Origin of the sequence: Mycobacterium sp. 2YAF39 (genome assembly GCF_052114565.1) — a bacterium.
GTDB lineage: Bacteria > Actinomycetota > Actinomycetes > Mycobacteriales > Mycobacteriaceae > Mycobacterium.
In genome coordinates this window covers 734,373-757,278 of sequence record NZ_JBFREZ010000002.1, presented here as the reverse complement: position 1 = coordinate 757,278, position 22,906 = coordinate 734,373, and the positions used below count along the sequence as shown (strand labels likewise).

At 65.8% G+C, this 22,906-nt stretch carries 25 protein-coding genes; 2 read left to right on the top strand and 23 right to left on the bottom strand.

The window, feature by feature from the left end:
• Position 1: 1 nt before the first annotated feature.
• From nuoI to AB4Z42_RS09130, 12 genes are all read right to left on the bottom strand, one after another.
• A complete protein-coding gene (nuoI, locus tag AB4Z42_RS09185) occupies positions 2–526 on the bottom strand; it encodes an NADH-quinone oxidoreductase subunit NuoI (protein WP_442008801.1) in 525 nt (174 codons plus the stop codon).
• Positions 519–1,772 (bottom strand): NADH-quinone oxidoreductase subunit NuoH, encoded by a 1,254-nt coding sequence (gene nuoH / locus AB4Z42_RS09180; protein ID WP_442008800.1) that lies wholly within the window; start codon positions 1,770–1,772, stop codon positions 519–521. Before nuoH ends, nuoI begins: the two co-directional genes overlap by 8 nt.
• Positions 1,769–4,159, bottom strand: a complete 2,391-nt coding sequence (locus AB4Z42_RS09175; protein ID WP_442008799.1) for an NADH-quinone oxidoreductase subunit G — start codon at positions 4,157–4,159, stop codon at positions 1,769–1,771. Before AB4Z42_RS09175 ends, nuoH begins: the two co-directional genes overlap by 4 nt.
• The gene (gene nuoF, locus AB4Z42_RS09170) at positions 4,160–5,476 is read right to left on the bottom strand and encodes an NADH-quinone oxidoreductase subunit NuoF (protein ID WP_442008798.1); all 1,317 of its coding nucleotides are present in this window, start codon (positions 5,474–5,476) and stop codon (positions 4,160–4,162) included.
• Positions 5,473–6,345, bottom strand: coding sequence for an NADH-quinone oxidoreductase subunit NuoE (gene nuoE, locus AB4Z42_RS09165; RefSeq protein WP_442008797.1), 873 nt, complete (start codon positions 6,343–6,345; stop codon positions 5,473–5,475). Before nuoE ends, nuoF begins: the two co-directional genes overlap by 4 nt.
• A complete protein-coding gene (gene nuoD / locus AB4Z42_RS09160) occupies positions 6,342–7,685 on the bottom strand; it encodes an NADH dehydrogenase (quinone) subunit D (RefSeq protein ID WP_442008796.1) in 1,344 nt (447 codons plus the stop codon). The genes nuoE and nuoD overlap by 4 nt, the downstream gene beginning before the upstream one ends.
• Positions 7,685–8,419: an NADH-quinone oxidoreductase subunit C gene (locus AB4Z42_RS09155; RefSeq protein ID WP_442008795.1), complete on the bottom strand. Its 735-nt coding sequence runs from the start codon at positions 8,417–8,419 to the stop codon at positions 7,685–7,687. The genes nuoD and AB4Z42_RS09155 overlap by 1 nt, the downstream gene beginning before the upstream one ends.
• The gene (locus tag AB4Z42_RS09150) at positions 8,419–8,973 is read right to left on the bottom strand and encodes a NuoB/complex I 20 kDa subunit family protein (RefSeq protein ID WP_442008794.1); all 555 of its coding nucleotides are present in this window, start codon (positions 8,971–8,973) and stop codon (positions 8,419–8,421) included. Before AB4Z42_RS09150 ends, AB4Z42_RS09155 begins: the two co-directional genes overlap by 1 nt.
• Complete coding sequence (locus AB4Z42_RS09145) at positions 8,964–9,335, bottom strand: NADH-quinone oxidoreductase subunit A (RefSeq protein ID WP_442008793.1); 372 nt, start codon at positions 9,333–9,335, stop codon at positions 8,964–8,966. Before AB4Z42_RS09145 ends, AB4Z42_RS09150 begins: the two co-directional genes overlap by 10 nt.
• A 165-nt stretch (positions 9,336–9,500) precedes the next feature.
• Positions 9,501–9,902 (bottom strand): Rv3143 family two-component system response regulator, encoded by a 402-nt coding sequence (locus AB4Z42_RS09140; protein WP_442008792.1) that lies wholly within the window; start codon positions 9,900–9,902, stop codon positions 9,501–9,503.
• A gap of 17 nt (positions 9,903–9,919) precedes the next feature.
• Positions 9,920–10,453 (bottom strand): YceI family protein, encoded by a 534-nt coding sequence (locus AB4Z42_RS09135; RefSeq protein ID WP_442008791.1) that lies wholly within the window; start codon positions 10,451–10,453, stop codon positions 9,920–9,922.
• An 11-nt stretch (positions 10,454–10,464) separates the two neighbouring features.
• The gene (locus tag AB4Z42_RS09130; RefSeq protein WP_442008790.1) at positions 10,465–10,863 is read right to left on the bottom strand and encodes a nuclear transport factor 2 family protein; all 399 of its coding nucleotides are present in this window, start codon (positions 10,861–10,863) and stop codon (positions 10,465–10,467) included.
• Positions 10,864–10,915: 52 nt separating this feature from the next.
• Between AB4Z42_RS09130 and AB4Z42_RS09125 the strand changes: the two genes are divergently transcribed.
• Entirely contained in the window at positions 10,916–11,545 is a 630-nt protein-coding gene (locus tag AB4Z42_RS09125; protein ID WP_442008789.1) for a class I SAM-dependent methyltransferase, read from the top strand.
• A gap of 52 nt (positions 11,546–11,597) precedes the next feature.
• Here AB4Z42_RS09125 and AB4Z42_RS09120 read toward each other — a convergent pair whose 3' ends face one another.
• From AB4Z42_RS09120 to AB4Z42_RS09070, 11 genes are all read right to left on the bottom strand, one after another.
• The gene (locus AB4Z42_RS09120; protein WP_442008788.1) at positions 11,598–11,936 is read right to left on the bottom strand and encodes a DUF6285 domain-containing protein; all 339 of its coding nucleotides are present in this window, start codon (positions 11,934–11,936) and stop codon (positions 11,598–11,600) included.
• On the bottom strand, positions 11,933–12,892 hold the full coding sequence (locus tag AB4Z42_RS09115; protein WP_442008787.1) for a phosphotransferase family protein: 960 nt from the start codon (positions 12,890–12,892) through the stop codon (positions 11,933–11,935). Before AB4Z42_RS09115 ends, AB4Z42_RS09120 begins: the two co-directional genes overlap by 4 nt.
• Positions 12,889–14,127, bottom strand: coding sequence for an acyl-CoA dehydrogenase family protein (locus AB4Z42_RS09110; protein ID WP_442008786.1), 1,239 nt, complete (start codon positions 14,125–14,127; stop codon positions 12,889–12,891). The genes AB4Z42_RS09115 and AB4Z42_RS09110 overlap by 4 nt, the downstream gene beginning before the upstream one ends.
• A gap of 18 nt (positions 14,128–14,145) precedes the next feature.
• Positions 14,146–14,757, bottom strand: coding sequence for a TetR/AcrR family transcriptional regulator (locus tag AB4Z42_RS09105; protein WP_442008898.1), 612 nt, complete (start codon positions 14,755–14,757; stop codon positions 14,146–14,148).
• A 1-nt stretch (position 14,758) separates the two neighbouring features.
• A complete protein-coding gene (locus AB4Z42_RS09100) occupies positions 14,759–15,667 on the bottom strand; it encodes a hydroxymethylglutaryl-CoA lyase (RefSeq protein WP_442008785.1) in 909 nt (302 codons plus the stop codon).
• The gene (locus AB4Z42_RS09095; protein ID WP_442008784.1) at positions 15,664–16,869 is read right to left on the bottom strand and encodes a CaiB/BaiF CoA transferase family protein; all 1,206 of its coding nucleotides are present in this window, start codon (positions 16,867–16,869) and stop codon (positions 15,664–15,666) included. Before AB4Z42_RS09095 ends, AB4Z42_RS09100 begins: the two co-directional genes overlap by 4 nt.
• Positions 16,866–18,056 (bottom strand): alpha/beta hydrolase family protein, encoded by a 1,191-nt coding sequence (locus AB4Z42_RS09090; RefSeq protein WP_442008783.1) that lies wholly within the window; start codon positions 18,054–18,056, stop codon positions 16,866–16,868. The genes AB4Z42_RS09095 and AB4Z42_RS09090 overlap by 4 nt, the downstream gene beginning before the upstream one ends.
• Positions 18,057–19,148, bottom strand: a complete 1,092-nt coding sequence (locus AB4Z42_RS09085) for a homogentisate 1,2-dioxygenase (RefSeq protein WP_442008782.1) — start codon at positions 19,146–19,148, stop codon at positions 18,057–18,059. It abuts the gene before it with no gap.
• Between the two features lie 91 nt (positions 19,149–19,239).
• A complete protein-coding gene (locus AB4Z42_RS09080; RefSeq protein ID WP_442008781.1) occupies positions 19,240–19,629 on the bottom strand; it encodes a nitroreductase/quinone reductase family protein in 390 nt (129 codons plus the stop codon).
• A gap of 12 nt (positions 19,630–19,641) precedes the next feature.
• A complete protein-coding gene (locus AB4Z42_RS09075; protein WP_442008780.1) occupies positions 19,642–20,805 on the bottom strand; it encodes an acyl-CoA dehydrogenase in 1,164 nt (387 codons plus the stop codon).
• Positions 20,806–21,063: 258 nt separating this feature from the next.
• Positions 21,064–21,621, bottom strand: coding sequence for a TetR/AcrR family transcriptional regulator (locus AB4Z42_RS09070; protein ID WP_442008779.1), 558 nt, complete (start codon positions 21,619–21,621; stop codon positions 21,064–21,066).
• A gap of 280 nt (positions 21,622–21,901) precedes the next feature.
• On the opposite strand from AB4Z42_RS09070, the gene AB4Z42_RS09065 reads away from it, so the two are divergent.
• On the top strand, positions 21,902–22,876 hold the full coding sequence (locus tag AB4Z42_RS09065; RefSeq protein WP_442008778.1) for an esterase family protein: 975 nt from the start codon (positions 21,902–21,904) through the stop codon (positions 22,874–22,876).
• Positions 22,877–22,906 lie beyond the last annotated feature (30 nt).

The window sequence follows — 22,906 nt, the reverse complement described above, 5'->3', positions numbered from 1 at the left end:
GTCACGTCACGTCCTCGGTGACAGGCTTGATGTTGCCGCGGTAGTAGTCCTCGTCGGTGCTTCCCGGAGCCATCGGATGGGGCGGGGGAAGCATGCCTGACTTCAGCGGGGCGAGCAGTTTGTCCTTGCCCCAGATCAAGTCGGAGCGATTGTCGTCGGCCATCTCGTACTCGTTGGTCATCGTCAGCGCACGGGTCGGGCACGCCTCGATGCACAGCCCGCAGCCGATGCACCGCAGGTAGTTGATCTGGTAGACCTGGCCGTAGCGTTCACCGGGGGAGAAGCGTTCCTCCTCCGTGTTGTCCGCACCCTCGACGAAGATGGCGTCGGCGGGGCAGGCCCACGCGCACAACTCACATCCGATGCACTTCTCCAGACCGTCGTCGTAGCGGTTGAGCTGGTGGCGTCCGTGATAGCGCTTGGCCACCGGACCCGGCTTCTCCGGGTACTGCTCGGTGATCCGCTTCTTGAACATCGTGCTGAACGTGACCCCGAAACCCGCGATCGCGTCGAGGAACTTAGGCATCTGCTTTCTCCTTTGAAGCGACCTCTTTCGAGGCCGTCTCCCTCGTGGGCATGGGCGGCACCGGGTATGTGCCCGGTGCCAGCACCTGCTCGGGGATCTTCCGAATGTTTCTGGCGCGCACCGTTCTCCACAGCACGAACAACAGAAGCAGTGCGAATACGACGGCCACGGTGGTCAGCGTCGTGGTGAGCTCGCCGTAACCCTGGTTTCGCAGGCTGCGGACGCAGGACACGACGACGATCCAGACCAGAGATACCGGGATGAGGACCTTCCAGCCCAGCGCCATGAACTGGTCGTAGCGCATGCGGGGCAGCGTTCCTCGCAGCCAGAAGAACACGAACATGAAGGTCCAGACCTTCGCGATGAACCACAGCAGCGGCCACCACCCGTGATTGGCGCCGTCCCACATGTTGATCGGCCACGGCGCATGCCACCCGCCGAAGAACAGCGTCGTCGCCAACGCCGACACCGTGAACATGTTGACGTACTCGGCGAGCATGAACATCGCGAACTTGATCGACGAGTACTCGGTGTGGAACCCGCCGACGAGCTCACCCTCGGCTTCGGGCAGATCGAAAGGCGCCCGGTTGGTTTCGCCCACCATCGACGTCAGGTAGATGATGAACGACGGCAGCAGCGGGAAGATGTACCAGAGCCCATCCTGTGAGGCGACGATGCCCGAGGTCGACATCGTGCCCGCGTAGATGAAGACCGCGGCGAACGACAGGGCCATCGCGATCTCGTAGGAGATCACCTGGGCGCTCGACCGCAGACCGCCGAGCAGGGGATAGGTGGAGCCGGAAGCCCAGCCCGCCAAGACGATTCCGTATACCCCGATCGACGTCGCGGCGAGCACGAACAGCACGGCGACGGGCATGTCGGTCAGCTGCAGTGCGGTGCGGTGGCCGAAGATCGACACCTCGCCGCCCATCGGGATCACGGAGAACGCGATGAACGCGGGAACCACCGATATGACCGGTGCCGCAAGGTAGATGAACTTGTCCACGTTGGCGGGGATGAGGCCCTCTTTGAGTGCCAGCTTGACGCCGTCGACCAGTGATTGCAGCAGTCCCCACGGCCCCACGCGGTTCGGACCCGGGCGCATCTGCATGTAGCCGAGGATCTTGCGCTCGAGCAGGATCGCCACCAAGAGCGACAGCATCAGGAACGCGAAGATGCCGACGGCCTTGAGCAGGATCAGCCACCACGGGTCGTGGCCGAAGAGAGTCGGATCGGGATAGGTCATCGCTGTGTCCGCTCGATCGAAACGACGGCTCCGGGTGTCACGGCGAGTTGACGGTACACGGCCGATCCGGGCGAGTTCAGTGGCAGCCACACCGTGCCGTCGGGCATCTCGGTGATCAGCAGTGGCAGCGTGATCTCGCCCTGCTCCGTGCGGACGGTCACCAGATCGTCGTCGGCTACACCGATTTCGCCCGCGGTGGCCGCCGACAGTCGAGTGACGGGCTCGCGGGCCGTACCTGCGAGGTGCGGTTCGCCGTCTTGGAGGCGTCCATCGTCGAGCAGCATGCGCCAGCCGGCCAGCACGGCCTGGCCCTTGCCGGGCTTGCCGGGCTGCGCCGCCGACACCGCCGGTGCGCTCGACCGTTGGCCCGCCCACAGTCCCAGCTGCGCCATCTCCTCACCGGCGGCAAGCGCCGTCGGCAGATTCAGGTCGACGCCGAGCTCGTCGGCGAGGAACTGCAGGACTCGCCTGTCGGGAGTGGCGTTGGTCTGCAACGCCGGCTCGAAGGGGCGAATCCGGCCCTCCCAGTTGATGAACGCACCGCCCTTCTCGACGACGGGTGCGACAGGGAAGACCACGTCGGCGCGTTCGGTGACCGCGCTCTCCCGCAACTCGAGGCTCAGCACGAACGGCGCGGCATCGATGGCCGCCAGCGCCGCGTCCGGGTCGGGAAGGTCGGCGAGCTCGACACCGCCAACCAGCAGCGCTCCCAGCTCGCCCTTACGCGCGGCGTCGAGGATGGCCGCGGTGTCGCGGCCGGGCTTGCTCGGCACCTCACCGACATGCCATTTCGCGGCGGTCTGTTCGCGGGCAGCGGCATCGCTGACCGGTCGGCCGCCGGGCAACAGCCCCGGCAGCGCGCCCGCCTCCAGTGCGCCGCGCTCACCGGCCCGTCGCGGTATCCACGCCAGCCGGGCGCCGGTCGCGGCGGCCAATCTGCTTGCGGCGGAGAGCGCCCCGGGTGAGATGGCCAGGCGCTCACCGACCAGGATGATGGCACCGGGCAGCGTCAACTGCGCGTCATCGACCAGACCGTCGAGTGCCGCGGACTCACCGCCGGGCACCGTGGCGATCAGCTGACCGCGCAGCTTGCCCAGTGAACGGGTCGCGAACGCGGCAACCGACTTCACCTGCAGTCCTTGCTTGCGGACGGCCTTTCGCAGCCGCAGGAACACGATCGGTGATTCCTCTTCGGGCTCGAACCCGGCGAGCAGCACCGCGGGCGCGTTTTCGAGGTCGGTGTAGGTCACCGTCATCGGCTGTCCTGCCACGTGCGCGGCGAGGAAGTCGGCCTCCTCGGCGCTGTGTGCGCGTGCCCTGAAGTCGATGTCGTTGGTTTCCAGCACCATTCGGGCGAACTTCGAGTAGGCGTAGGCGTCCTCCACCGTCAGCCGCCCGCCCACCAGCACACCGGTGTTGCCGCGTGCGGCGGCGAGCCCGGCGGATGCCACGTTGATGGCCTCCGACCACGATGCGGGCCGGAGCTCGCCGTCCTCGCGGATCAGGGGAGTGGTGATGCGATCACCCTGGGTGGTGTAGGTGAACGCCCACCGTCCCTTGTCGCAGTTCCACTCCTCGTTGACCTCTGGGTCGTCACCGGCCAAGCGGCGCAGGACTTTTCCGCGGCGGTGGTCCGTGCGTTCCGCGCACCCGCTCGCGCAGTGTTCACACACGCTCGGACTTGACACCAGGTCGAACGGCCGGGCACGGAACCGGTAGGCCGCGCCGGTGAGCGCGCCGACGGGGCAGATCTGCACGGTGTTGCCGGAGTAGTACGACTGGAAAGGCTCGCCCGGCGCGATGCCGACCTGTTGCAGCGCACCGCGTTCGAGTAATTCGATGAACGGGTCGCCGGCGATCTGTTCGGAGAACCGGGTGCAGCGCGCGCACAGCACGCAACGTTCCCGGTCCAGCAGTACCTCCGACGAGATGTTGATCGGCTTGGGGAAGGTCCGTTTGACGTCCTCGAACCGGGTCTCGGGGCGGCCGTTGGACATCGCCTGATTCTGCAGCGGGCACTCACCGCCCTTGTCGCACACCGGGCAGTCCAGCGGGTGATTGATGAGCAGGAGTTCCATCACCCCCTGCTGCGCCTTGTCCGCGGACTCCGACGTCAGCTGCGTACGCACCACCATGTCGGGTGTGCACGTGATCGTGCAGCTGGCCATGGGCTTGCGCTGCCCCTCGACCTCGACGAGGCATTGCCGGCACGCGCCCACCGGGTCGAGCAGCGGGTGATCGCAGAACCTCGGGATCTGGACGCCGATCAGCTCGGCGGCCCGAATCACCAAGGTGCCCTTGGGCACACTGACCTCCACATCGTCGATGGTGAGATTCACCATCTCGACGGGGGTGGCGTCGGTACCGGTATCTGCGGTCTGTGTCATCTAGACCCCCACCCCTTCTGTCGCCATCAGAGTCGAGGCGTGCGGGTCGAACGGACAGCCGTCGGCAAGGTGCTGGTAGTACTCGTCGCGGAAGAACTTGATCGACGACAGGATCGGTGCGGCGGCGCCGTCACCCAGCGCGCAGAACGACTTTCCGTTGATGTTGTCCGCGATGTCCAGCACCTTCTGAATGTCGGCTTCGGTGCCCGTACCGGTTTCGAGGCGTTCGTAGATCTGCGCCAGCCAGTACGTGCCCTCGCGACACGGTGTGCACTTGCCACAGGACTCATGCGCGTAGAACTGAGTCCAGCGGCGCACGGCACGCACGACGCACGTGGTCTCGTCGAAGACCTGCAATGCCTTGGTGCCGAGCATCGTTCCGGCCCCCGCCATGCCCTCGTAATCCAGTGGCACATCGAGGTGTTCGTCGGTCAGAAGCGGAGTGGACGAGCCGCCGGGCGTCCAGAACTTCAGGCTGTGGCCGGCACGGATACCGCCTGCGTAGTCGAGTAGCTCGCGCATCGTGATGCCCAGTGGCGCCTCGTACTGCCCCGGCGTGGTGACGTGACCGGACAGCGAGTACAGCGTGAAGCCCGGCGACTTCTCGGAGCCCATCGACCGGAACCAGTCCACGCCGTTGAGCAGCACAGGTGGCACGCTGGCAATGGATTCGACGTTGTTGACCACGGTCGGCGAGGCGTATAGGCCGGCGACGGCGGGGAACGGCGGCCGCAGGCGCGGCTGTCCGCGACGTCCCTCCAGGGAGTCCAGCAGCGCGGTCTCCTCACCGCAGATGTAGGCGCCCGCCCCGGCATGCACGATGAGTTCGAGATCGAAGCCCGAGCCCAGGATGTCGGTGCCCAGGTAGCCGGCGTCGTACGCCTCGGCCACCGCGGCCTGCAGCCGCCGCAGCACCGGCAGGACTTCGCCGCGGACGTAGATGAACGCGTGATGCGCCCGGATCGCGTACGCCGCGATGATGACGCCCTCTACCAGGAAGTGCGGGGTGGTGAGCATCAGCGGAATGTCTTTGCACGTACCGGGTTCGGACTCGTCGGCGTTGACGACGAGGTAGTGCGGCTTGGCGCCGGCACCGGTGTCGTCCTGCGGGATGAACGACCACTTGGTGCCCGTCGGGAAGCCTGCGCCACCGCGACCACGCAGGCCCGAGTCCTTGACGGTGGCGATGAGGTCGTCGGGGTCCATGGCGAGCGCCTTGTCCAGCGCGCGGTAGCCGTCATGGCGACGGTAGGTCTCCATCGACCAGGGTTCGGGTTCGTCCCAGAACCGGCTGAGTACGGGAGTCAGTGGTGTCATGTCTTCGAATCCGTTGCATCCGGGTCTGTTTCGGGCTCCTTCGGCTCCGCCGGCACGTTCGCCGACGGGCCGGGTGCCGGTTCGTCCTTGGTCGCCTCCGTTGCGGCCTTCTCGTCACTGGGTGAACCCTCGGACGACGGCGGGGCGGACTGGGGGTCCGGCGCCTCCATGCCGCGTTCCTTGGCGATGCGCAGCCCGGCGAGGGTGGCGTCCCCTGTCGGCGTTTGAGCGGCGGCCGCCTCCGGATCGGGGAGGCCCGCAAGGACTCTCGCGGTCTCCTTGAATGTGCACAAGGGCGCACCGCGTGTCGGGAGGGGCGGCTGGCCGCCGCGCAATCCGTCGACGAGTTCGCGGGCCGACGACGGCGTCTGGTTGTCGAAGAACTCCCAGTTGACCATCACGACGGGCGCGTAGTCACATGCGGCGTTGCACTCGATGTGCTCGAGCGTGACCCGGCCGTCTCCGGTCGTCTCGCCGGCGTGAAGACCCAGATGGTCTTCCAGCGCTTCGAGAATCGCGTCTCCGCCCATGATCGCGCACAGGGTGTTGGTGCAGACCCCGACCAGATATTCGCCGGTCGGTGTGCGGCGGTACATCGAGTAGAACGTGGCCACCGCGGTGACCTCGGCATCGGTGAGCCCCAACTGCTTGGCGCAGAACGCGATACCCGCGGGTGTCAGGCATCCGTCCTCGGACTGCACAAGGTGCAGCAGCGGCAGCAATGCCGAGCGGCTCTGCGGATACTTGGCGATCACCTGCTCGGCGTCGGCCGCCAGGCGCGCGGCCACGTCGGCCGGATATGTCTTGGCGCCGTGGATCGGTGGGCCGGGTTCGTCGGGACGCTGACCAAGCTCGAGGAACACAGTCACCTGTCCACGCCCCCCATCACAGGGTCGATCGACGCCACCGCGGTGATCGCGTCGGCGACCATGCCGCCCTCGCACATCGCGGCCACAGCCTGCAGGTTGTTGAACGACGGGTCGCGGTAGTGCACGCGATACGGGCGGGTGCCGCCGTCGGAGACCATGTGCACGCCGAGTTCACCGCGCGGCGACTCGATCGCGACGTACACCTGGCCCGCCGGGACGCGGATGCCCTCGGTGACGAGCTTGAAGTGGTGGATCAGCCCCTCCATCGAGTGACCCATGATCTTGGCGATGTGCTCAGGAGAGTTGCCGAGTCCGTCGGGTCCGAGCTTCAGGTCGGCGGGCCACGCCAGCTTCTTGTCCTCGATCATGACCGGCCCGGGATCCGGCACATCGAGCCGTTCGACGCACTGCTCGATGATCTTGAGCGACTCGTGCATCTCCTTGACCCTGATCAAGTAGCGGCCATACGAGTCGCAGCCGTCGTCGGTGATCACGTCGAAGTCGTAGGTCTCGTAGCCGCAGTACGGCTGTGACTTCCGCAGATCGTGGGGCAGTCCGGTGGAACGCAGGCAGGGTCCGGTGATGCCGAGCGCCATGCAGCCGGTCAGGTCCAGATAGCCGATGCCCTGGGTGCGCGCCTTCCAGATGTAGTTCTCGCTGAGCAGGTCTTCGAGATCCTTCAACCTCTTGGGCATCAGCTTGAGCATGTCGCGGATCTGCGGGATGCCTTCGTCGGGCAGGTCCATCGCCACCCCGCCCGGACGGATGTAGGCGTTGTTCATCCGGAGCCCGGTGATGGTCTCGAAGATCGAGAGGATCTGCTCGCGCTCGCGGAAGCCGTAGAACATCGCACCCATGGAACCCAGTTCCATGCCGCCGGTGGCCAGGGCGACCAGGTGTGACGAGATCCTGTTGAGTTCCATCATCATCACGCGGATGACGCTGGCGCGTTCGGGGATGTCGTCGGTGACACCGAGTAGCTTCTCCACGCCGAGGCAGTACACCGTCTCGTTGAAAAGCGGTGAGAGGTAATCCATTCGGGTCACGAAGGTGACACCCTGAGTCCAGTTGCGGAACTCGAGGTTCTTCTCGATGCCGGTGTGCAGATACCCGATGCCGCAACGGATCTCGACGATCGTCTCGCCCTCGATCTCGAGGATGAGTCGCAACACCCCGTGCGTGGAGGGATGCTGCGGGCCCATGTTCACGACGATGCGCTCGCCGACGTGTGACGCCGCGTTCTGCTTTGCGGCCTCGACCACCTGGTCCCAGTCCTGACCGCCGACGACGACCACGGTTTCGGTGCCGCCCGATTCGGGCGGGGTGGGTGATGTGCTCATCAGTTGTAGGACCTCCGCTGATCGGGCGGTGGGATCTCGGCACCGTGATACTCGACGGGGATTCCGCCCAACGGGTAGTCCTTGCGCTGCGGGTGTCCCACCCAATCGTCGGGCATCTCGATGCGGGTCAGTGCGGGATGGCCGTCGAAGATGATGCCGAAGAAGTCATAGGTTTCGCGCTCGTGCCAGTCGACCGTCGGATACACCGCGTACAGCGACGGGATGTGGGGGTCGTCGTCGGGCGCGGCGACCTCGACTCGGATGCGGCGGTTGTGGGTGATGGACATCAGCGGATAGGCCGCGTGCAACTCGCGCCCACTGTCGTCGGGGTAATGCACACCGCTGACGCCGAGGCACAGCTCGAACCGCAGACCGGGATCGTCGCGCAGCGCTTGCGCCACCGCAGGCAGCTGCTCGCGCCGGACCTCCAGCGTCAGCTCATCGCGATAGACCACCACGCGCTCGATCGACGCGGCGTAGCCGTCCTCGCCGAGTGCTGCGGCCAAGGTATCGACGATGTCGTCGAAATAGCCGCCGTAGGGGCGGGGCGAGCTGCCCGGCAGTGCCACGGGGCGCACCAGCCGGCCGTATCCGGAGGTGTCGCCGGAGCCTCTGGCCCCGAACATGCCGCGCCGTACGCCGATGATCTCGGGTGGCTCGATGTCTGCCTGCTTGCCAGCCGGAGTGCCGTTACCGTTCTCAGTCCGTGCTGTCTGTTCTTCGCCGGGGCTCATCACCGCAGCAGCCCTTTTAATTCGATGGTCGGTGTGACCGATAGTGCCGCTTTCTCGGCTTCGCGGATCGCCTCCTCGCGGTGAACGCCGAGCGGCATTTCTTGAATCTTGTCGTGCAGCTTCAGGATTGCGTGCAGCAGCATCTCGGGCCGCGGCGGGCATCCGGGGAGATAGATGTCGACCGGGACGATGTGGTCGACGCCTTGCACGATGGCGTAGTTATTGAACATGCCGCCCGAGGAGGCACAGACACCCATCGCGAGCACCCATTTGGGCTCGGCCATCTGGTCGTAGATCTGGCGCAGTACCGGCGCCATCTTCTGGCTGACGCGACCTGCGACGATCATCAGGTCCGCTTGTCGGGGCGTGGCCGAGAACCGCTCCATGCCGAAACGCGAGATGTCGAATCGCGGGCCGGCGGTCGCCATCATCTCGATCGCGCAGCAGGCCAGACCAAAGGTCGCGGGCCACAGCGAGCCCTTCCGGATGTATCCGGCGACCTTCTCGACAGTCGACAGCATGATCCCGCCGGGCAGCTTCTCTTCTAGTCCCATGTCAAACCTCCCCGCCGCCAGACGTATGCGTAGGCCACGAAGACCACCAGCATGAAGAGAAGCATCTCCACCAGCGCAAACAGTCCGAGACTGTCGAAGGCCACCGCCCACGGATAGAGGAAGACGATCTCGATGTCGAAGATGATGAACAACATCGCGGTCAGGTAGTACTTGATCGGGAACCGCTGGCCGGAAGAGTGTGCACTGGCCAGGTCGGGAACCGGCTCGATGCCGCACTCGTAGGCCTCGAGTTTGGAGTGGTTGTAGCGCCTGGGACCGATCAGCAGGGCAATGCCGACCGACCCGATCGCGAAGGCTGCCGCGATCGCGCCGAGAACCAGTATTGGGGTGTACAAATCCATGCCGAGCAAACGCTCCCTCGTGGGCTGTCGATGTGAGCTTACCCACACACTAGCGGGCTTAGCGATGAGCGCCACACGTTGGGGTTAATATCGCTGTTAGCACCAAGTCGCTATGTCGTCGTGCCTCGAATAGGTAAGTGCGACAGCTAGATTGGTGTTTCTAGATTATTGGACGGGTGCGCGCAGCAGCGATACCACTGCGTCGCCCAACCGGATCGGGTCGATCGGATGGGGCACGGCCGCCTCCGCTCGGGACCAGCTGGCCAGCCAAGCGTCGTCCGGGCGTCCGGTGAGGACGAGCACCGGAGGGCAGTCGGCGATCTCGTCCTTGAGCTGTTTGGCAATCCCCATGCCGCCCGTCGGGGCGGCTTCTCCGTCGAGGATCACGAGATCGAAGCCGCCCTCGTCCATCTGCCGGATCACCATCGGGCCGGTCGCGATCTCGACGTACGTCAGCTCAGGCAGCTCGGGGTGCACGCGCTTCCCGAGCGCGAGCTGCACCTGCTCTCGGGTCCTGGGATTGTCGCTGTAGACGAGGACCCGCAGCGGACGCGATGGCTCGACCATGCGCCCGATCGTACGGGCTAGTCCGCGTGGCGGAACACGATGTCGCCCGAGATCGTCACCTTGTCGCCGATCATGCCCATCATGTTGCCGTCGACACCGAACTCCTGGCGGTTGATCGTGGCCTCCGTCGTCAGCCGCATTCCGCCGTCGCCGACCGGCGTCACCTTCGCCTTCAGATTCAGCGGCTTCGTGGTGCCCTTGATGGTCACCTGCGCACGCAGATCCAGGGTGTCGACGTCGACGCTATCGGCGTTGGTGACGACCACGCTGATGTCCGGGAATTTCTCGGCTTCGAAGAAGTCCGCGGACCGTAGGTGGTCGTCGCGCTTGGCGATACCGGTGGCCAATGACGCGGTCTTGATGTCGATGCGGCCGAAAACCGTTTGAGGCGAGGTGACTTGGCCGTCGCCACTGAACTCGGTGAAGCGAACCTTGACGGGCAACACACCCCAGAAGGACTTGCTCTTCGCCACGATGGCGGATTGGTCGGCGACCGCGGTCCACGCCCCCGTGGATGCCGTGTCGCTGAAAAACTCGCTGAGGCTTGCCATGTCGTCTCCTGTCAGTTCGTTGAGTTGAGTAGTGGGGCCATTTCCGCCGGGTCGAAGTACTCGTCGATGCGGGAGATCAGCCCGTCGGCGCCCACCTTGATCACGATGCAGACGCGCATGTGGATCGACGCCCCGTTGCGGCTGTCGGCGTGCAGGATGTGCTGTTGCACGAAACCGCCGTCGAAGAACTGGCGGTCGAGGACCTCGTAGCGACGGTCGGTGGTGGTGGTGATGAACCAGTCGATGATCTTGGATGCCCGCTCTTTGGCGCTGTCCCTGGTGTCGCCCGAATGCCAGACGAGAACGTCGTCGGCGAAGAGTTGCCTCACCGCGGTGATGTCGCTGCGGGCGATGGCGTCGAACAGCCGGTCGGCGACGTCGACGAGCGCGCCCGATTCGGTGACGGACATAACCTTGATCTCCCTTGACCTAAAGTCATGTTGAGGTAGAACCCTGGACTTCATGGATTCCACACCAACCTTCTCCCGATTTGACGATGCCTACAAGACCCGAAGCGCACCGTGGGTGATCGGCGAGCCGCAGCCCGCGATCGTCGACCTCGAACGTGCGGGCCAGGTACACGGCAGCGTGCTCGACGCCGGTTGCGGAACCGGTGAGCACACCATCCTGCTTACCCGGTTGGGCTACGACGTACTCGGCGTCGACGCCGCCCCCACCGCGATCGATCAGGCCCGCGAAAACGCGGCCGACAAGGGCGTCGATGTCCGCTTCGAGGTCGCTGACGCGTTGAACCTCGGGACCGAGCCGCGCTACGACACCATCGTCGACAGCGCGCTGTTCCATATTTTCGATGATTCGGACAGGCCCAGATACGTCGCGAGTCTGCATGCCGTGTGCAGGCCGGGGGCGCTGGTGCATGTGCTGGCGTTGTCCGACAAGGGCCGCGGATTCGGTCCCGAGGTCAGCGAGAGCGTGATCCGCGAGGCGTTCGGCGACGGCTGGGAGCTCGAATCGCTCGACGAGGCCACCTATCGCGGCGTGGTCCAGGAGCCGCACGTCGAGGCCATCGGCCTGCCCGTGGGATCGGTGGTCGACGAACCGGCCTGGCTCGCCCGGGCACGTCGCCTCTGAGTGATTTCGGCGTGCTCGGTCACGCTCAGCGAGACGCAGCACGCCGAAATCGCTACGAGTCGGCATAACCGGGGTGGGCGACGTCGAGCCGGCGACGAACGATTGTGCGCAGGCAGCTCAACACCTCGTCAGGGCGGTCGTCGAGGTCGCCCGCCCGGATGGCCATCGCGAGCTCGGCCTCACCGCTGTAGCCAAGGCCGTCGAGCGCAGTCGCGACATCGTCGGCGGGACCATCGAGCAGTTCACGCTCGACGATGCGCAGCACGTTGGCGGCGACGCGGGCGTGGAAGTTGACCGGTCCCTCGATCGCGCCGCGCACGTCGTTGTCGAGAAAATCAGCGACCGCCGCGATCAGTTCCGCCGCGGTGGGCCGCCCGTACAGCCCGCTCATCGAGGACCACCTCCCGTCAGCAGATCCAAAACATCCCATTCGGTTTCGGCGGCACGACGACCGATCGCGGCCAGTTCGACCGACGGGTTCTGGCCCGACAGATGCCGTTCGGCCTGGAAGCGGCAGATGACGCCCCAGCGCAGGGTGGCCACGGTCAGCCACCAACGGAACACGTCGCGATCCAGCTCGATGCCTGCGGCCGCTTCGTAAGCGACCAGGAAGCTTTCGACGCTGCCGAGTCCGCCGGCGCCGAGGTCTTCGGACGCACCGAATCGCCAGGCCCGGATGCAGAACCAGGCGAGGTCCTCGTACACCTCACCGGTGTGCACCAGCTCCCAGTCCAGGACGGCTGCCAGTCCGTTCTCGTCGACGATCAGATTGCCCATCCGGAAGTCACCGTGCACCAGCACGTGCGGTGACGGCGACGGGCGATTGGCGGCCAGCCAGTGGAACGCCCACTCGAACGTCGCTGTGGTATCGCCCATTTCGTCGAGTCGGTCGCGCCATTCGGTGAGCTGGTCGGATTCGGCGAGACCGACGACGCCGTCGGGGTCGGCACGGTGGATGGCCGCCAATGCCTGCGCGCACTGGCCGAGCAGTCGTTCACGACCCGCATCGTCGAGTGTGCGGTAAATGCGCCTGACGATCGTCTCGCCGGCGATCGCGTCGCAGATCAGGTACGGATTACCCAGGGCGGCAGACGAATTGTCGGCGGTGACGATATGGGGGACAGGCGCCCCGGCGTCGACCGCGCGCTGCTGCACCTCGGCCTCCAGCTCCATGCTCGCGTGCACGTCGTCGGGAGGCCCGGTGCGCAGGATCAGCGCCCGCCGCTCATCGGTGACGGCGTCGAACGCCCACGTGGTCCTGCTGGCCCCGCCGGTCAGCGTGCGTAGGTTCTCGACGACGACGTCGCCAAGGGCGGGCCGCAGCACAGCCTCGAGCTGATCTTTCACTTGCGGCCGAATCCGAAGAGCCGCTGCGCCACCCGTCGGATCTGGATCTCCTCGGCGCCCTCGGTGATCCGGTAGCGGCGGTGGTGTCGGTAGATGTGCTCCATCGGCTCGTGACGGCTGTACCCGACGCCGCCCAGCACCTGCATGGCCCGATCGGCAGCCTCGCACACCAGCCGATTGGCGCGGTAGTTGGCCATCGACACCTTGTCGGAAACTTCCATGTGGTGGTTGCGGTCCAATTCCGAGGCGGCATAACGCACCAGCAGCCGCACCATCTGGGCCTCGGTGTGCAACTCCACCAGCGGCCACTGCACCGCCTGGTTAACCGCGAGCGGCTTGCCGAACACGATGCGGTCACCCGCGTACTCGACGGCGCGGTCGATGCAGTGCTGCGCGGCGCCCAGGCTGCTCGCCGCCTGCCGAATTCGGTTCTCGTGCAGGAATGTCTGGCCGACCTCGAGTCCGCGGTCCACCTCGCCCAGCACGGCATCGGCGGGCACGCGGACGTCCTTGAGTTCGACCTCGCCGTGGTCGGTGGGCATATTGAACGTCCACCAGTAGTAGGGGACGGAAAACCCGGGGGCATCGGTGGGCACCAGGAACGCGGTGATACCGCGAGCCCCGCCCGGTTCCCCGGACGTGCGGGCGAACACCAGGTCGTGCGTGGCGCGGTGCACGCCGGTGTTGAACCGCTTGGCGCCGTTGATGACCCACTCGTCACCATCCTGCACCGCGGTGGTCTCCAGCCAGGTGGCATCCGATCCGTGGTTCGGCTCGGTCAGCCCGAACGCCATCGAGCGCTCGCCGGTGATCAGCGCGTTCGTCCACTCCTTCTTCTGCGCGTCGGTGCCGAACCGGTCCATCATGATGACCTGCGGGAAGTTGCCGACGATCGACGATTCGTCCTGAAGATCGTTGTGCAGACCGAGGCCCTTGTGCGCCAGGTGCTCCCGGATGACGGCCATATCGATGTTGCTGCCGTCGCGGCCGCCGAACTGAGACGGCAGGCCGTAGCGCAGCCACCCCGCCTTGTCGGCGCGCTTGCGCATCTCGCCGAGCAGGTCCTCCCACTCGCGCCGTGGGATGCCGCCGTTGTCCCAGTCCGTGCGCGCATACTCGCGACGATGGTCGAAGTACTGCATGTTCTCGCGCTCCAGCGGCTTGATCTCCGCCTCGATGAACGCATCCATCTCGTCGAGCAGGCCCGGAAGATGTTCCGGGAGAGTGAAATCCACGTTGACTCCTCAAATAGCTCAGAACCCGTACAGCGTCTTCTTCCAGATCCTTGACAGTGTGGCGATCGCTTCCTCGTCTCCGATCTCGAGCCCGAGGCCGGATGAGCCGACGAACACGGTGGTGAAGTTCTCGAACAGCAGCGCGATCGCCGCGGCGGTGTGTTCGGGATCCAGTTCAGAACCGTAGCCCTGTTCCTGGGCCCGACGCACGGACGCTGCGACGATATCCATGCCGAAACGGCGGAACTCGTTCTGCACAGCGGCGAAACGCGGCTGTGTCGCGGCGAGCTGGGCGACCGCGATCATGATGCCGATGTTCTGTTTGAACATGTTCCAGTAGCCGGTGACCACGGCGCGGAAGAACGCGTCGTCCTCCGGCGAGTCGGGCCCCTCGACGCTCAACCCCGACGGTGCGACCACGTCGTGCAGAAAGGACTGCGCGAGGACGGCCAGCAGGTCCTCCTTGTCGGCGAAGTAGCGGTAGAACACCGCAGGCGATTTACCCGCTGCCGACGTTATGTCGCCCAGCGTGGTGCCGTGAAAGCCACGCTCGGCGAAGAGCTTCCGGGCGGCCTGTGCGATGGCCTCCCTGGTCTGGCGGCCTTTGGCGCTCAGCGTCTCGACGGGCACGTCAGGTGTCGAGAATCCGGTCGCCGGCACGCAACAGCGAGCTCGGTAGCTCATGCCCGACGGCATCCTGTGCGACGCGGGCTGCGGCGATGGCGGCCTGCAGGTCGACGTCGACTTCGATCCCGCTGTCCCGTAACAGGTAGACAAGGTCTTCGGTGGCGATGTTGCCGCTGGCACCCGGTGCGAACGGGCAGCCGCCGAGTCCGCCGACCGATGCGTCGAGCCGGGTGATGCCGGCGTTGACTGCGGCATACGCGCTGGCCAGGCCCGCGCCGCGGGTGTTATGGAAGTGCGCCCCGAGCGGGATGTCGCCGATTCGAGGGCGAACGAGCGCGACCAGGTCGCTGACCCGCCGCGGCGTTGTGGTGCCGATGGTGTCGGCGATCGCGAGGCGGTCAGCGTCGTTGTCGCAGGCAGCCGCGACGATGTCGAGGACGCGTTGCGGCGGTGTGGGGCCGTCGAACGGGCAGTCCCACGCGGTGGCGACGATGACCTCGACGGTAACGCCGCTGTCGTGGGCGATCGCGACGATCTCAGGGATCTGCGCGGTCGCGTCGGCGGTGGAGCGGCCGACGTTGGAACGACTGTGGCCGTCGGCGGCCGACACCACGTACTCGATCGAGCCCAACCCTGCGGCGATCGCGCGTTTGGCGCCGTTGGGACTGGCCACCAGAGCCGAGAATTCGATGTCGGGAAAGTTGTGCAACTCGGCGGCCAGCTCGGCGGCGTCGGCCAGCGCAGGCACCTTCGACGGTGAGACGAACGCCGTCGCCTCCATCTCCCGCACCCCGGTGCCGGCGACGGCGGCCAGCAGTTCGAGCTTGGCCGACAACGGGATCGGGTCCTCGATCTGCAGTCCGTCGCGCAACGAGACGTCGCGGATGTCGACATGCTTCGGCAGTGCGGTCATAACACGCCCTCCTGTCGCAACTTCGTCAGCTCGGCGTCGGTGCGGCCGAGCAGGCCCCCGTAGATTTCGTCGTTGTGCTGCCCGGGTCGCGCCGACCCGCCGTTGCGGATGGTGCCCGGGGTTTCCGAAAGCACCGGTACGACGCCGGGGCCCTTGATGTTCCGCCCGATGCGTTCATCCCAGTGGTCGGCGATCATCCCGCGGGATTGGAGTTGCGGGTCCTCGACGACCTCGGCGACGGTGTTGATCGGCCCGCTGATCACCCCGGCCTCTGAGAGCGTGGCGATGATGTCGGCCGGCTTGCGGGCGGCCGCCCACTCACCGATGATCCTGTCGATCTCGTCCTGATTGCGGCCGCGGGCAACATGATTGATGAATCGCTCGTCGGTGGCGAGCTCGGGTCGTCCCATCGCGGTGCAGAGCCTGCGGAACACGGTGTCCTGATTGGCGGCGATGACCACCCAGCTGCCGTCGGCGGTCGGATAGATGTTCGACGGGGCGATGCCCTCGAGGCGGGTGCCGGAGGGTCCGCGGACCACCCCGCCCACGTCGTAGTCGGGAATGGTGGATTCCTGTACAGCCAAACAGGATTCGGTCAGTGCCGCGTCGACAACCTGTCCTTCACCGGTGACGCTGCGGCGGTACAGGGCGGCCATGGCCCCCTGGGCGGCGAACATCCCGGCCAGACTGTCGCCGAGCGACAGTGCCAGGCGCGGGGGCGGCCCGCCGGGGAAACCGTTCATGTGCCGCAGGCCGCTGGCCGCTTCGGCGACGGACGCGTAGCCGGCCTTGTGTGCGTCCGGCCCGGTCTGCCCGTATCCGGATACGCGCACCAGGATGATGCCCTTGTTGCGTTGGTGCAGCACGTCGTAGCCGAGGTTCCACTTCTCCAGCGTGCCGGGCCGGAAGTTCTCCACGATGATGTCGGAGCGCTCGACGAGGTCGAGAAACAACTCGCGTCCGGCCTCCTCACGCAGGTTCAGGGTGACGGCCTTCTTGTTGCGCGCGTGCACAGTCCAGAAGAAGTGGTGACCGTCGAGTTCGGCCTGCCCCCAGGTGCGCAACGGGTCGGGTGTGCCCGGCGGCTCGACCTTGATCACCTCGGCGCCCATGTCACCCAGTAGCCGACCCGCGAACGGTCCGGAGATCAGCGTGCCGACCTCGATGACCCGGATGCCGTCGAGCGGGCCGGTGACGCTCATTTCGAGAACTCGTGCCTGTGCAGCCAGTCGGTGCAGATGCCAACGGCCTGGCGCAGCGTTCCGCGCTGGTCCGGTCCGGAGTAGTAGTGGTTGGCGCCGGGGATTTCGAACATCTCCTTGTCAGGATGCCCGATCGCGCTGAACAGACGCTGAGTGTGGCTGGGTGTGCAGGCGTCGTCGGCCATGTTGCCGATGACCAGTGCGGGCACCGCGATATCCGGCCCGGCGCTGACGGCGTCCCCGTGGGCGTCGTCGTAGCTCCATTGCGACAGCCAACTGCGCAGCGTGCAGAACCGGGCCAGCCCGACGGGGCTGTTGTTCACCACCTGAGGATCGCCCAGATAGCACTGGCCAGGGGTGCGTTCGTTCGGATCGACGGTCGGGTCGAGCCACCGGGGGTCGGCCATGGTGCCGTGTACGACGAATGCGAACTCGTCATCGGGGCGACCGGCCGCCTTCAGCTCGGCCAATTTGCCCTTGACCCACTTGGTGATTCGACGGTTGCGGTCGATCTGGGCGGCGCGGTAGCGCTCCAGGAACTCGGCCGTGTACGGCGGCTGGTTCGGATTGTCCGGGTTGTACAGGTCCAACTCGGGATCGCGTGTGGACGGGTCGGACTCGTCGAGGATCGACGCGTCCAGCCACTCGGTCATCGTGCCGTGACGGCTGATGTGTGCTGCCAGCAACATGATCCCGTCGGCGGGGATCAGGTCGAGCTTGGTCAGGTCGGGGCCGTCGCCGGACGGGCTGGACGTCACGGTCGGGTGCTGGGCCTGCTGCTGGTAGAACACCGACAGCGAGCCGCCGCCGCTCCAGCCGGCCAGAACCACCTTCGAGTAGCCCAGTCGGTTCTTCGCATCCTTGATGCATTCGCCGAGATCTTCGACCACCTTCTCCATCAGCAGTGCGGAGTCGGTGCCGCGAAAACGGCTGTTGCAGTAGATGACGTGGTGCCCTGCACGGGCGAGTGCGTTCATCATCGGCAGGTAGGCGCCCCCGCCGATGGGATGCATGAACACCAGAACCGTATCGGAAGGCTTGTCCTTCGGGCGCAGTAGATGGCTTTCGAGTATGACGAGTTCGGCGACGCCGCCATACACGTCCCGTACTCCCGAATTGTTCTGGTAGGCAACCAGATAGGGGATGCGGTCGTATTCGTGCTTCACCGACTGCTCAGTCGTTGTCATCTAGTGCTGCCCCAGATCGTTGGCCAATACTTCTTCGGACGGGATGAGCCGACGACGCGTGTCGATGGCGATCACCGACCAGTCGACCTTGTCGTAGTCGTCGAACTTGCGGCGTGCGCGCTCGCGGGCCTTCTCCGGAGCCCCGTGGTGAACCCCTTGCGGCGCATGGGAGACCAGGCCTGGCGGCATGGGAATGCCGTACAGCGATCCGCCGTGGAAGAACGCGATCTCATCGAAGTCGACGTTGCGGTGGTACCACGGGGTGCGCTCGGTGCCCGGCACGCCTTCGGCGGGCTTGGGCAAAAAGTTCATGACGTAGACGCCGGTGGCCTCCATGAACAGATGCACCGTCGGCGGCAGGTGAACGCTGTTCGACGTCACCACGTTGTAGTCCTCGATGTTGAAGGTGAAGGCGAAGTTGTCGCCGCGCCATCCCTCCACGTCGAGCGGATTGTGTTGGTAGTACAGCGTTGTCGGCCCACCCTCATGGATCAGCCGGACCTCGTACTCGTCGCGACCGTCGTCGTCGATGGGTGCCGCCTCCGGGATGACGGCCTGCGACGGGTCGAACGGGAAATGACGTCCCAGGTAACCCGGTGCAGGCACGCGGAACTCGTCGGTGGCCTGGATCATCAACAGCGTGGACTCCTCGTCGGGCACCTGGCGGAAGGTGCACGCCTTGGGGATGTAGATCCAGTCGCCCTCGCGGTAGCGCAGCGGCCCGAACTCCGTCTCCAGCAGGCCCGAGCCCTTGTGCACGAAGCTGAGGAGGTCGCCGTCGATGTAGCGGACGAAGAACGGCATCGGCTCGGTGCGCCGCGACAACAGAACGAGGCAGTCGGCATTGCTGAACATCAGCAGCGGACCGCCTGCCGCGTCGCTGGCATCGCTCGGTTTGAGCTCGCTGGAGAGCACGTCGACGGGCCGCAGCGGGCCGACCGAGCGGTACGCCGTCGGGTCGTTGCGACGGTACATGTTCGCGGTGCGGCCGGTGAAGCCGCCGCGGCCGAGCTCGTCGTCCTTCAGGCCGTCGAGGTCGGCGTGCAGGCGCCGGGGAGTGCGGCCTTTTCGCAGGTGAACAAAGGATTCCATGGTGTCTCCATCGACAAAACGGCGATCCGAAACCAGACCCGAACTAAAACTGACTTTAGTTTTATTTTTATTCCGGGGTCAACCCCCGAAGTCAACTCTGCAGATCCACCCGGATGGTCAGCAGATTGGTGCCGAAGGTCCGCACGCCGAAGCTGTTGAACTGCGGCAGCGATTGCAGCCGCGCATGCGGATCGTCGTCGGGCACCAGGTGGGCCGTGCCGCTGTGCCATCTGCCGTTGAGCCTGACCCGGACCTTCGGATCGGCCTGGATGTTCTTGACGTACTGCGACTTGTCGCCGAACTCCGAGACGAACCAGAACTGGTTGCCTTCTTTGCGTCCACCCAGCGGTGTGCGGCGGGGCTCGCCGGTTTTGCGTCCGGTCGTTTCCAGCAGCGTCTGGAACGGCATCAGTCTCATCAGCCGGTTCGCCACATTCTTCTGGAAGATCTTCGTGATCTGATCGCGTCGATCGTCGGCCATGGTTCCCCTTCGTCAGACCATCGCGGTGCGCGAGACCTTCATACCCAGTGTGAGCGCTCCGGCGAGTTCGCGACTGGTGTCGTAGTCGAACACCACGTGACCGGCGAGGACGTCGACATCTCGTTTGATGCGCTGCAGCGGGTTGCCGGTGAAGTGAACGCTGGCGCCCGACGCCTCGAGCAGGCCGGCGATCACGTTCCGCGATTCATGCACGATGTGCGCGGCCGCGAGCCGTGCCTCGGCGCGCACCGGCCGTGGGACGGGGTCCCCTGAGGCGACGACGGTTTCGACGTCGGCGACGGTGTCGGCGAGCAGCCCGCGCAGCGCGCGCAGCCGGACCCGCGCCTCGCCGAGCCGTGCCTGCGCAAGCGGCTTGTCCTTCTGTGCGACGCCCTCGTACGCGAGGACTCGTTCGCCGAGCCGGTCGGCGAAGATCTCGGCGACGCGCTCGGCGCTGCCCAGCGCCGGCATCGCCGCCAGAAGCGACAGTGCGGGCACCATCGGCCATCGGTAGGTGTCGGCATCGTGCAGCCCGGCGCCGGGCGCGGTGCCGGAATAGATGTCGGCGACCCGGACAAGGCGGTGCTGCGGGACGAATGCATCGGTGATGACGACATCGTTGGATCCGGTCGCCCGCATACCGTCGGTGTGCCAGACGTCCTCGATGCGGACGTCCTCGATGGGCAGCAGCGCCAACGCCGGATAAATAGCGTCGTCGGGCCCGCACAGTGCGCCGACCATGATCCAGTTGCCGTCCATCACGCCCGTCGCCCACGACCACCGGCCGGTCAGCCGGATGCCGTCGCCGGACGGGACCCCTCGACCCGTCGGCGCAAGGGGCGCGGGCGCGAGGAATGGACGCGTCGCGAACGCTTCCTCCTGAGCACGCTCGTCGAACAGGGCGAGAATCCAGTTGTGCAGCGCGTAGAAACCGATGGTCCACGCACTCGACGCGCAACCGTGTGCCATCCGCCGGACCGGGTCGAGGATCGCAGGCCACTCGGCCTGCGCACCGCCGAAACGGGCAGGCACCAAGAGCTCGGTGAAGCCGGAAGCGGTGAGGTCGGCGACGGTGTCGGCGGGCAACCGGCGCAACTGTTCGGCCTCCTGCGCCCGGTCACCCAGCCGCGCGACGAACTCGGCGGTGATGGCCGGGGTATCTGAAACCGCGGTCATGGCCGCGACGTTACCATACTTTTTAGTACGGAACTCTTGCCGGGGCAGCCTCATTCGCGGGCATTGCGCCGCGCCCCCGACACTCATTGCGACCCCCAACGCCGAAAACCGACTTTTGCAGGGAAAGTGCGAGTAAGTGCCTGCAAAACTCGGATTTCGGCGTGTTCGGGACAGACTCGCAGCAGACTCGGCCGAGATCGCCAGCCAGCGCGCGCCGACGGAACTCCGCCGTCAGCGCGCGCCGACGGAACTCCGCCGTCAGCGCGCCAGCATGATGTCGAGGAAGCGTTCCCGCCGTCCCGCTCCCCGGGAGCTGGGCTGGGGCCCGGACAGGTGCAGGAACCCGATTCCGGCCGCGAATGTGGCAGCCGCCCGCAGGTCGGCCTCGTCGGTATCGAACCCGTAATCCAGAAATGCCTGGCGGACAGCGCCGAGGACTCGCCCGTCCGCGGCACGCACACTGGCGGCGACCGCCTCGTCGGTGCGGGCCCACTCCCGCATGGCGCGCTCGAGCGTCCAGTGCCGAGCGTCCACCAGCGTTGTCATCATTTGCGAGAGCCGCTCCCGAGGCGGCGTGTCGGTCGGCTCGCCGAAGTGGCGTCGCTCCTCGTCTCGGGAGGCGCCCCACGCGTCGACCAGAGCGATGCGATAGCTCGCGATATCGGTGAAATGCCAGTAAAAGCTGCCTTTGGTCACGCCGAGGCGTTCGCACAGCCGGTCGATCTTGAGAGATTTGATGCCCTCTTGGGCAAGGACCGCGTAGCCGGCCTGGATCCAGTCGTCGACGGCCAGGCGGGTGGCGCGAGCCTTTGCCATGCCCTTCAGCCTACGATGCGAACGGCAGGTCACGAAGATGTAGACGGCCGGCGTCGTATTCACAGGAATCACGCAACCCGCGCCGGTCGGGCTTTCTCCCGTGCTGGTCACATGTTTTACTGCACACGCGACAACTGAAATTTTCTCGGTCCGTTCAATGGCCACCGGGCTCAGTCGGGCGGACGCGACAACGCAGTGAAAACAATGCTGCGCTGTCGATGACGATCACCCGATCGTGGGAAAAGGTATGCGGAAACCGGAAGATGGATGGGTTTGCAGTATGAGCTTCATTGACAAGTTTCGAGGCCCCTGGGCGCGCCGGATCGTGGTGGGTGCCGTAGCGGCAGCCCTGCTACCAGGCGTAGTGGGCACCATCGGGCAGTCAGCCACCGCTGGGGCGTTCTCCCGGCCGGGCTTGCCGGTGGAGTACCTCATGGTCCCCTCGCCGTCGATGGGCCGCGACATCAAGATCCAGTTCCAGAAGGGCACCGGATCGCATGCCGTCTACCTGCTTGACGGTCTGCGCGCCCGTGACGACTTCAACGGCTGGGATCTCGAGACCCAGGCGTTCGAGTGGTTTTACGACACCCCGTTGTCGATCATCATGCCGGTCGGAGGCCAGTCCAGCTTCTACAGCGACTGGTACGCGCCGGCATGCGGCAAAGCCGGCTGCCAGACGTACAAATGGGAGACGTTCCTGACCAGCGAGCTGCCCCAGTGGCTGTCCTCCGAACGAGGGGTCTCCACCGCGGGTAACGCCGCGGTCGGCCTGTCGATGGCGGGTAACTCGGCGATGATTCTCTCGGTCTATCACCCGGACCAGTTCGTCTATGCCGGGTCACTGTCGGCGTTCCTCAACCCGTCCGAAGGGCAGTGGCCGTTCCTCATCAACATGGCGATGGGTGACGCGGGTGGATTCAAGGCCAACGACATGTGGGGCCCGACCGAAGATCCGAACAGCGCTTGGAAGCGCAATGACCCGATGCTGCAGATTCCTACTCTCGTCGCGAACAACACGCGCCTATGGGTCTACTGCGGTAATGGCACCCCCAATGAGTTGGGCGGCGCGAACATGCCCGCGCAGTTCCTCGAAGGTCTGACAATCCGGACCAACGAGACGTTCCGCGACAACTACATCGCCGCGGGCGGCAACAACGCCGTGTTCAACTTCCCGGCCTACGGCACGCACAGCTGGGAGTACTGGGGTCAGCAGCTTCAGGCCATGAAGCCTGATCTGATCTCGCACCTCGGCTGACAAGCACAGACGCAAGGTCCCCGACTCACT

Bases quoted from the DNA above. Each gene is read 5' to 3' on its own strand.
- AB4Z42_RS09095 (WP_442008784.1), bottom strand. From the start codon at position 16,869: ATGAGCGTCACCGGCCCGCTCGACGGCATCCGGGTCATCGAGGTCGGC.
- AB4Z42_RS09100 (WP_442008785.1), bottom strand. From the start codon at position 15,667: ATGACCGCACTGCCGAAGCATGTCGACATCCGCGACGTCTCGTTGCGC.
- AB4Z42_RS09130 (WP_442008790.1), bottom strand. From the start codon at position 10,863: ATGTCCGTCACCGAATCGGGCGCGCTCGTCGACGTCGCCGACCGGCTG.
- AB4Z42_RS09080 (WP_442008781.1), bottom strand. From the start codon at position 19,629: ATGGCCGACGATCGACGCGATCAGATCACGAAGATCTTCCAGAAGAAT.
- AB4Z42_RS09140 (WP_442008792.1), bottom strand. From the start codon at position 9,902: ATGGTCGAGCCATCGCGTCCGCTGCGGGTCCTCGTCTACAGCGACAAT.
- AB4Z42_RS09065 (WP_442008778.1), top strand. From the start codon at position 21,902: ATGAGCTTCATTGACAAGTTTCGAGGCCCCTGGGCGCGCCGGATCGTG.
- nuoH (WP_442008800.1), bottom strand. From the start codon at position 1,772: ATGACCTATCCCGATCCGACTCTCTTCGGCCACGACCCGTGGTGGCTG.
- AB4Z42_RS09135 (WP_442008791.1), bottom strand. From the start codon at position 10,453: ATGGCAAGCCTCAGCGAGTTTTTCAGCGACACGGCATCCACGGGGGCG.
- AB4Z42_RS09070 (WP_442008779.1), bottom strand. From the start codon at position 21,621: ATGGCAAAGGCTCGCGCCACCCGCCTGGCCGTCGACGACTGGATCCAG.
- AB4Z42_RS09125 (WP_442008789.1), top strand. From the start codon at position 10,916: ATGGATTCCACACCAACCTTCTCCCGATTTGACGATGCCTACAAGACC.
- AB4Z42_RS09145 (WP_442008793.1), bottom strand. From the start codon at position 9,335: ATGGATTTGTACACCCCAATACTGGTTCTCGGCGCGATCGCGGCAGCC.
- AB4Z42_RS09150 (WP_442008794.1), bottom strand. From the start codon at position 8,973: ATGGGACTAGAAGAGAAGCTGCCCGGCGGGATCATGCTGTCGACTGTC.
- AB4Z42_RS09175 (WP_442008799.1), bottom strand. From the start codon at position 4,159: ATGACACAGACCGCAGATACCGGTACCGACGCCACCCCCGTCGAGATG.
- AB4Z42_RS09090 (WP_442008783.1), bottom strand. From the start codon at position 18,056: ATGACAACGACTGAGCAGTCGGTGAAGCACGAATACGACCGCATCCCC.
- nuoF (WP_442008798.1), bottom strand. From the start codon at position 5,476: ATGACACCACTGACTCCCGTACTCAGCCGGTTCTGGGACGAACCCGAA.
- AB4Z42_RS09120 (WP_442008788.1), bottom strand. From the start codon at position 11,936: ATGAGCGGGCTGTACGGGCGGCCCACCGCGGCGGAACTGATCGCGGCG.
- AB4Z42_RS09085 (WP_442008782.1), bottom strand. From the start codon at position 19,148: ATGGAATCCTTTGTTCACCTGCGAAAAGGCCGCACTCCCCGGCGCCTG.
- nuoD (WP_442008796.1), bottom strand. From the start codon at position 7,685: ATGAGCACATCACCCACCCCGCCCGAATCGGGCGGCACCGAAACCGTG.
- nuoI (WP_442008801.1), bottom strand. From the start codon at position 526: ATGCCTAAGTTCCTCGACGCGATCGCGGGTTTCGGGGTCACGTTCAGC.
- AB4Z42_RS09075 (WP_442008780.1), bottom strand. From the start codon at position 20,805: ATGACCGCGGTTTCAGATACCCCGGCCATCACCGCCGAGTTCGTCGCG.
- AB4Z42_RS09155 (WP_442008795.1), bottom strand. From the start codon at position 8,419: ATGAGCCCCGGCGAAGAACAGACAGCACGGACTGAGAACGGTAACGGC.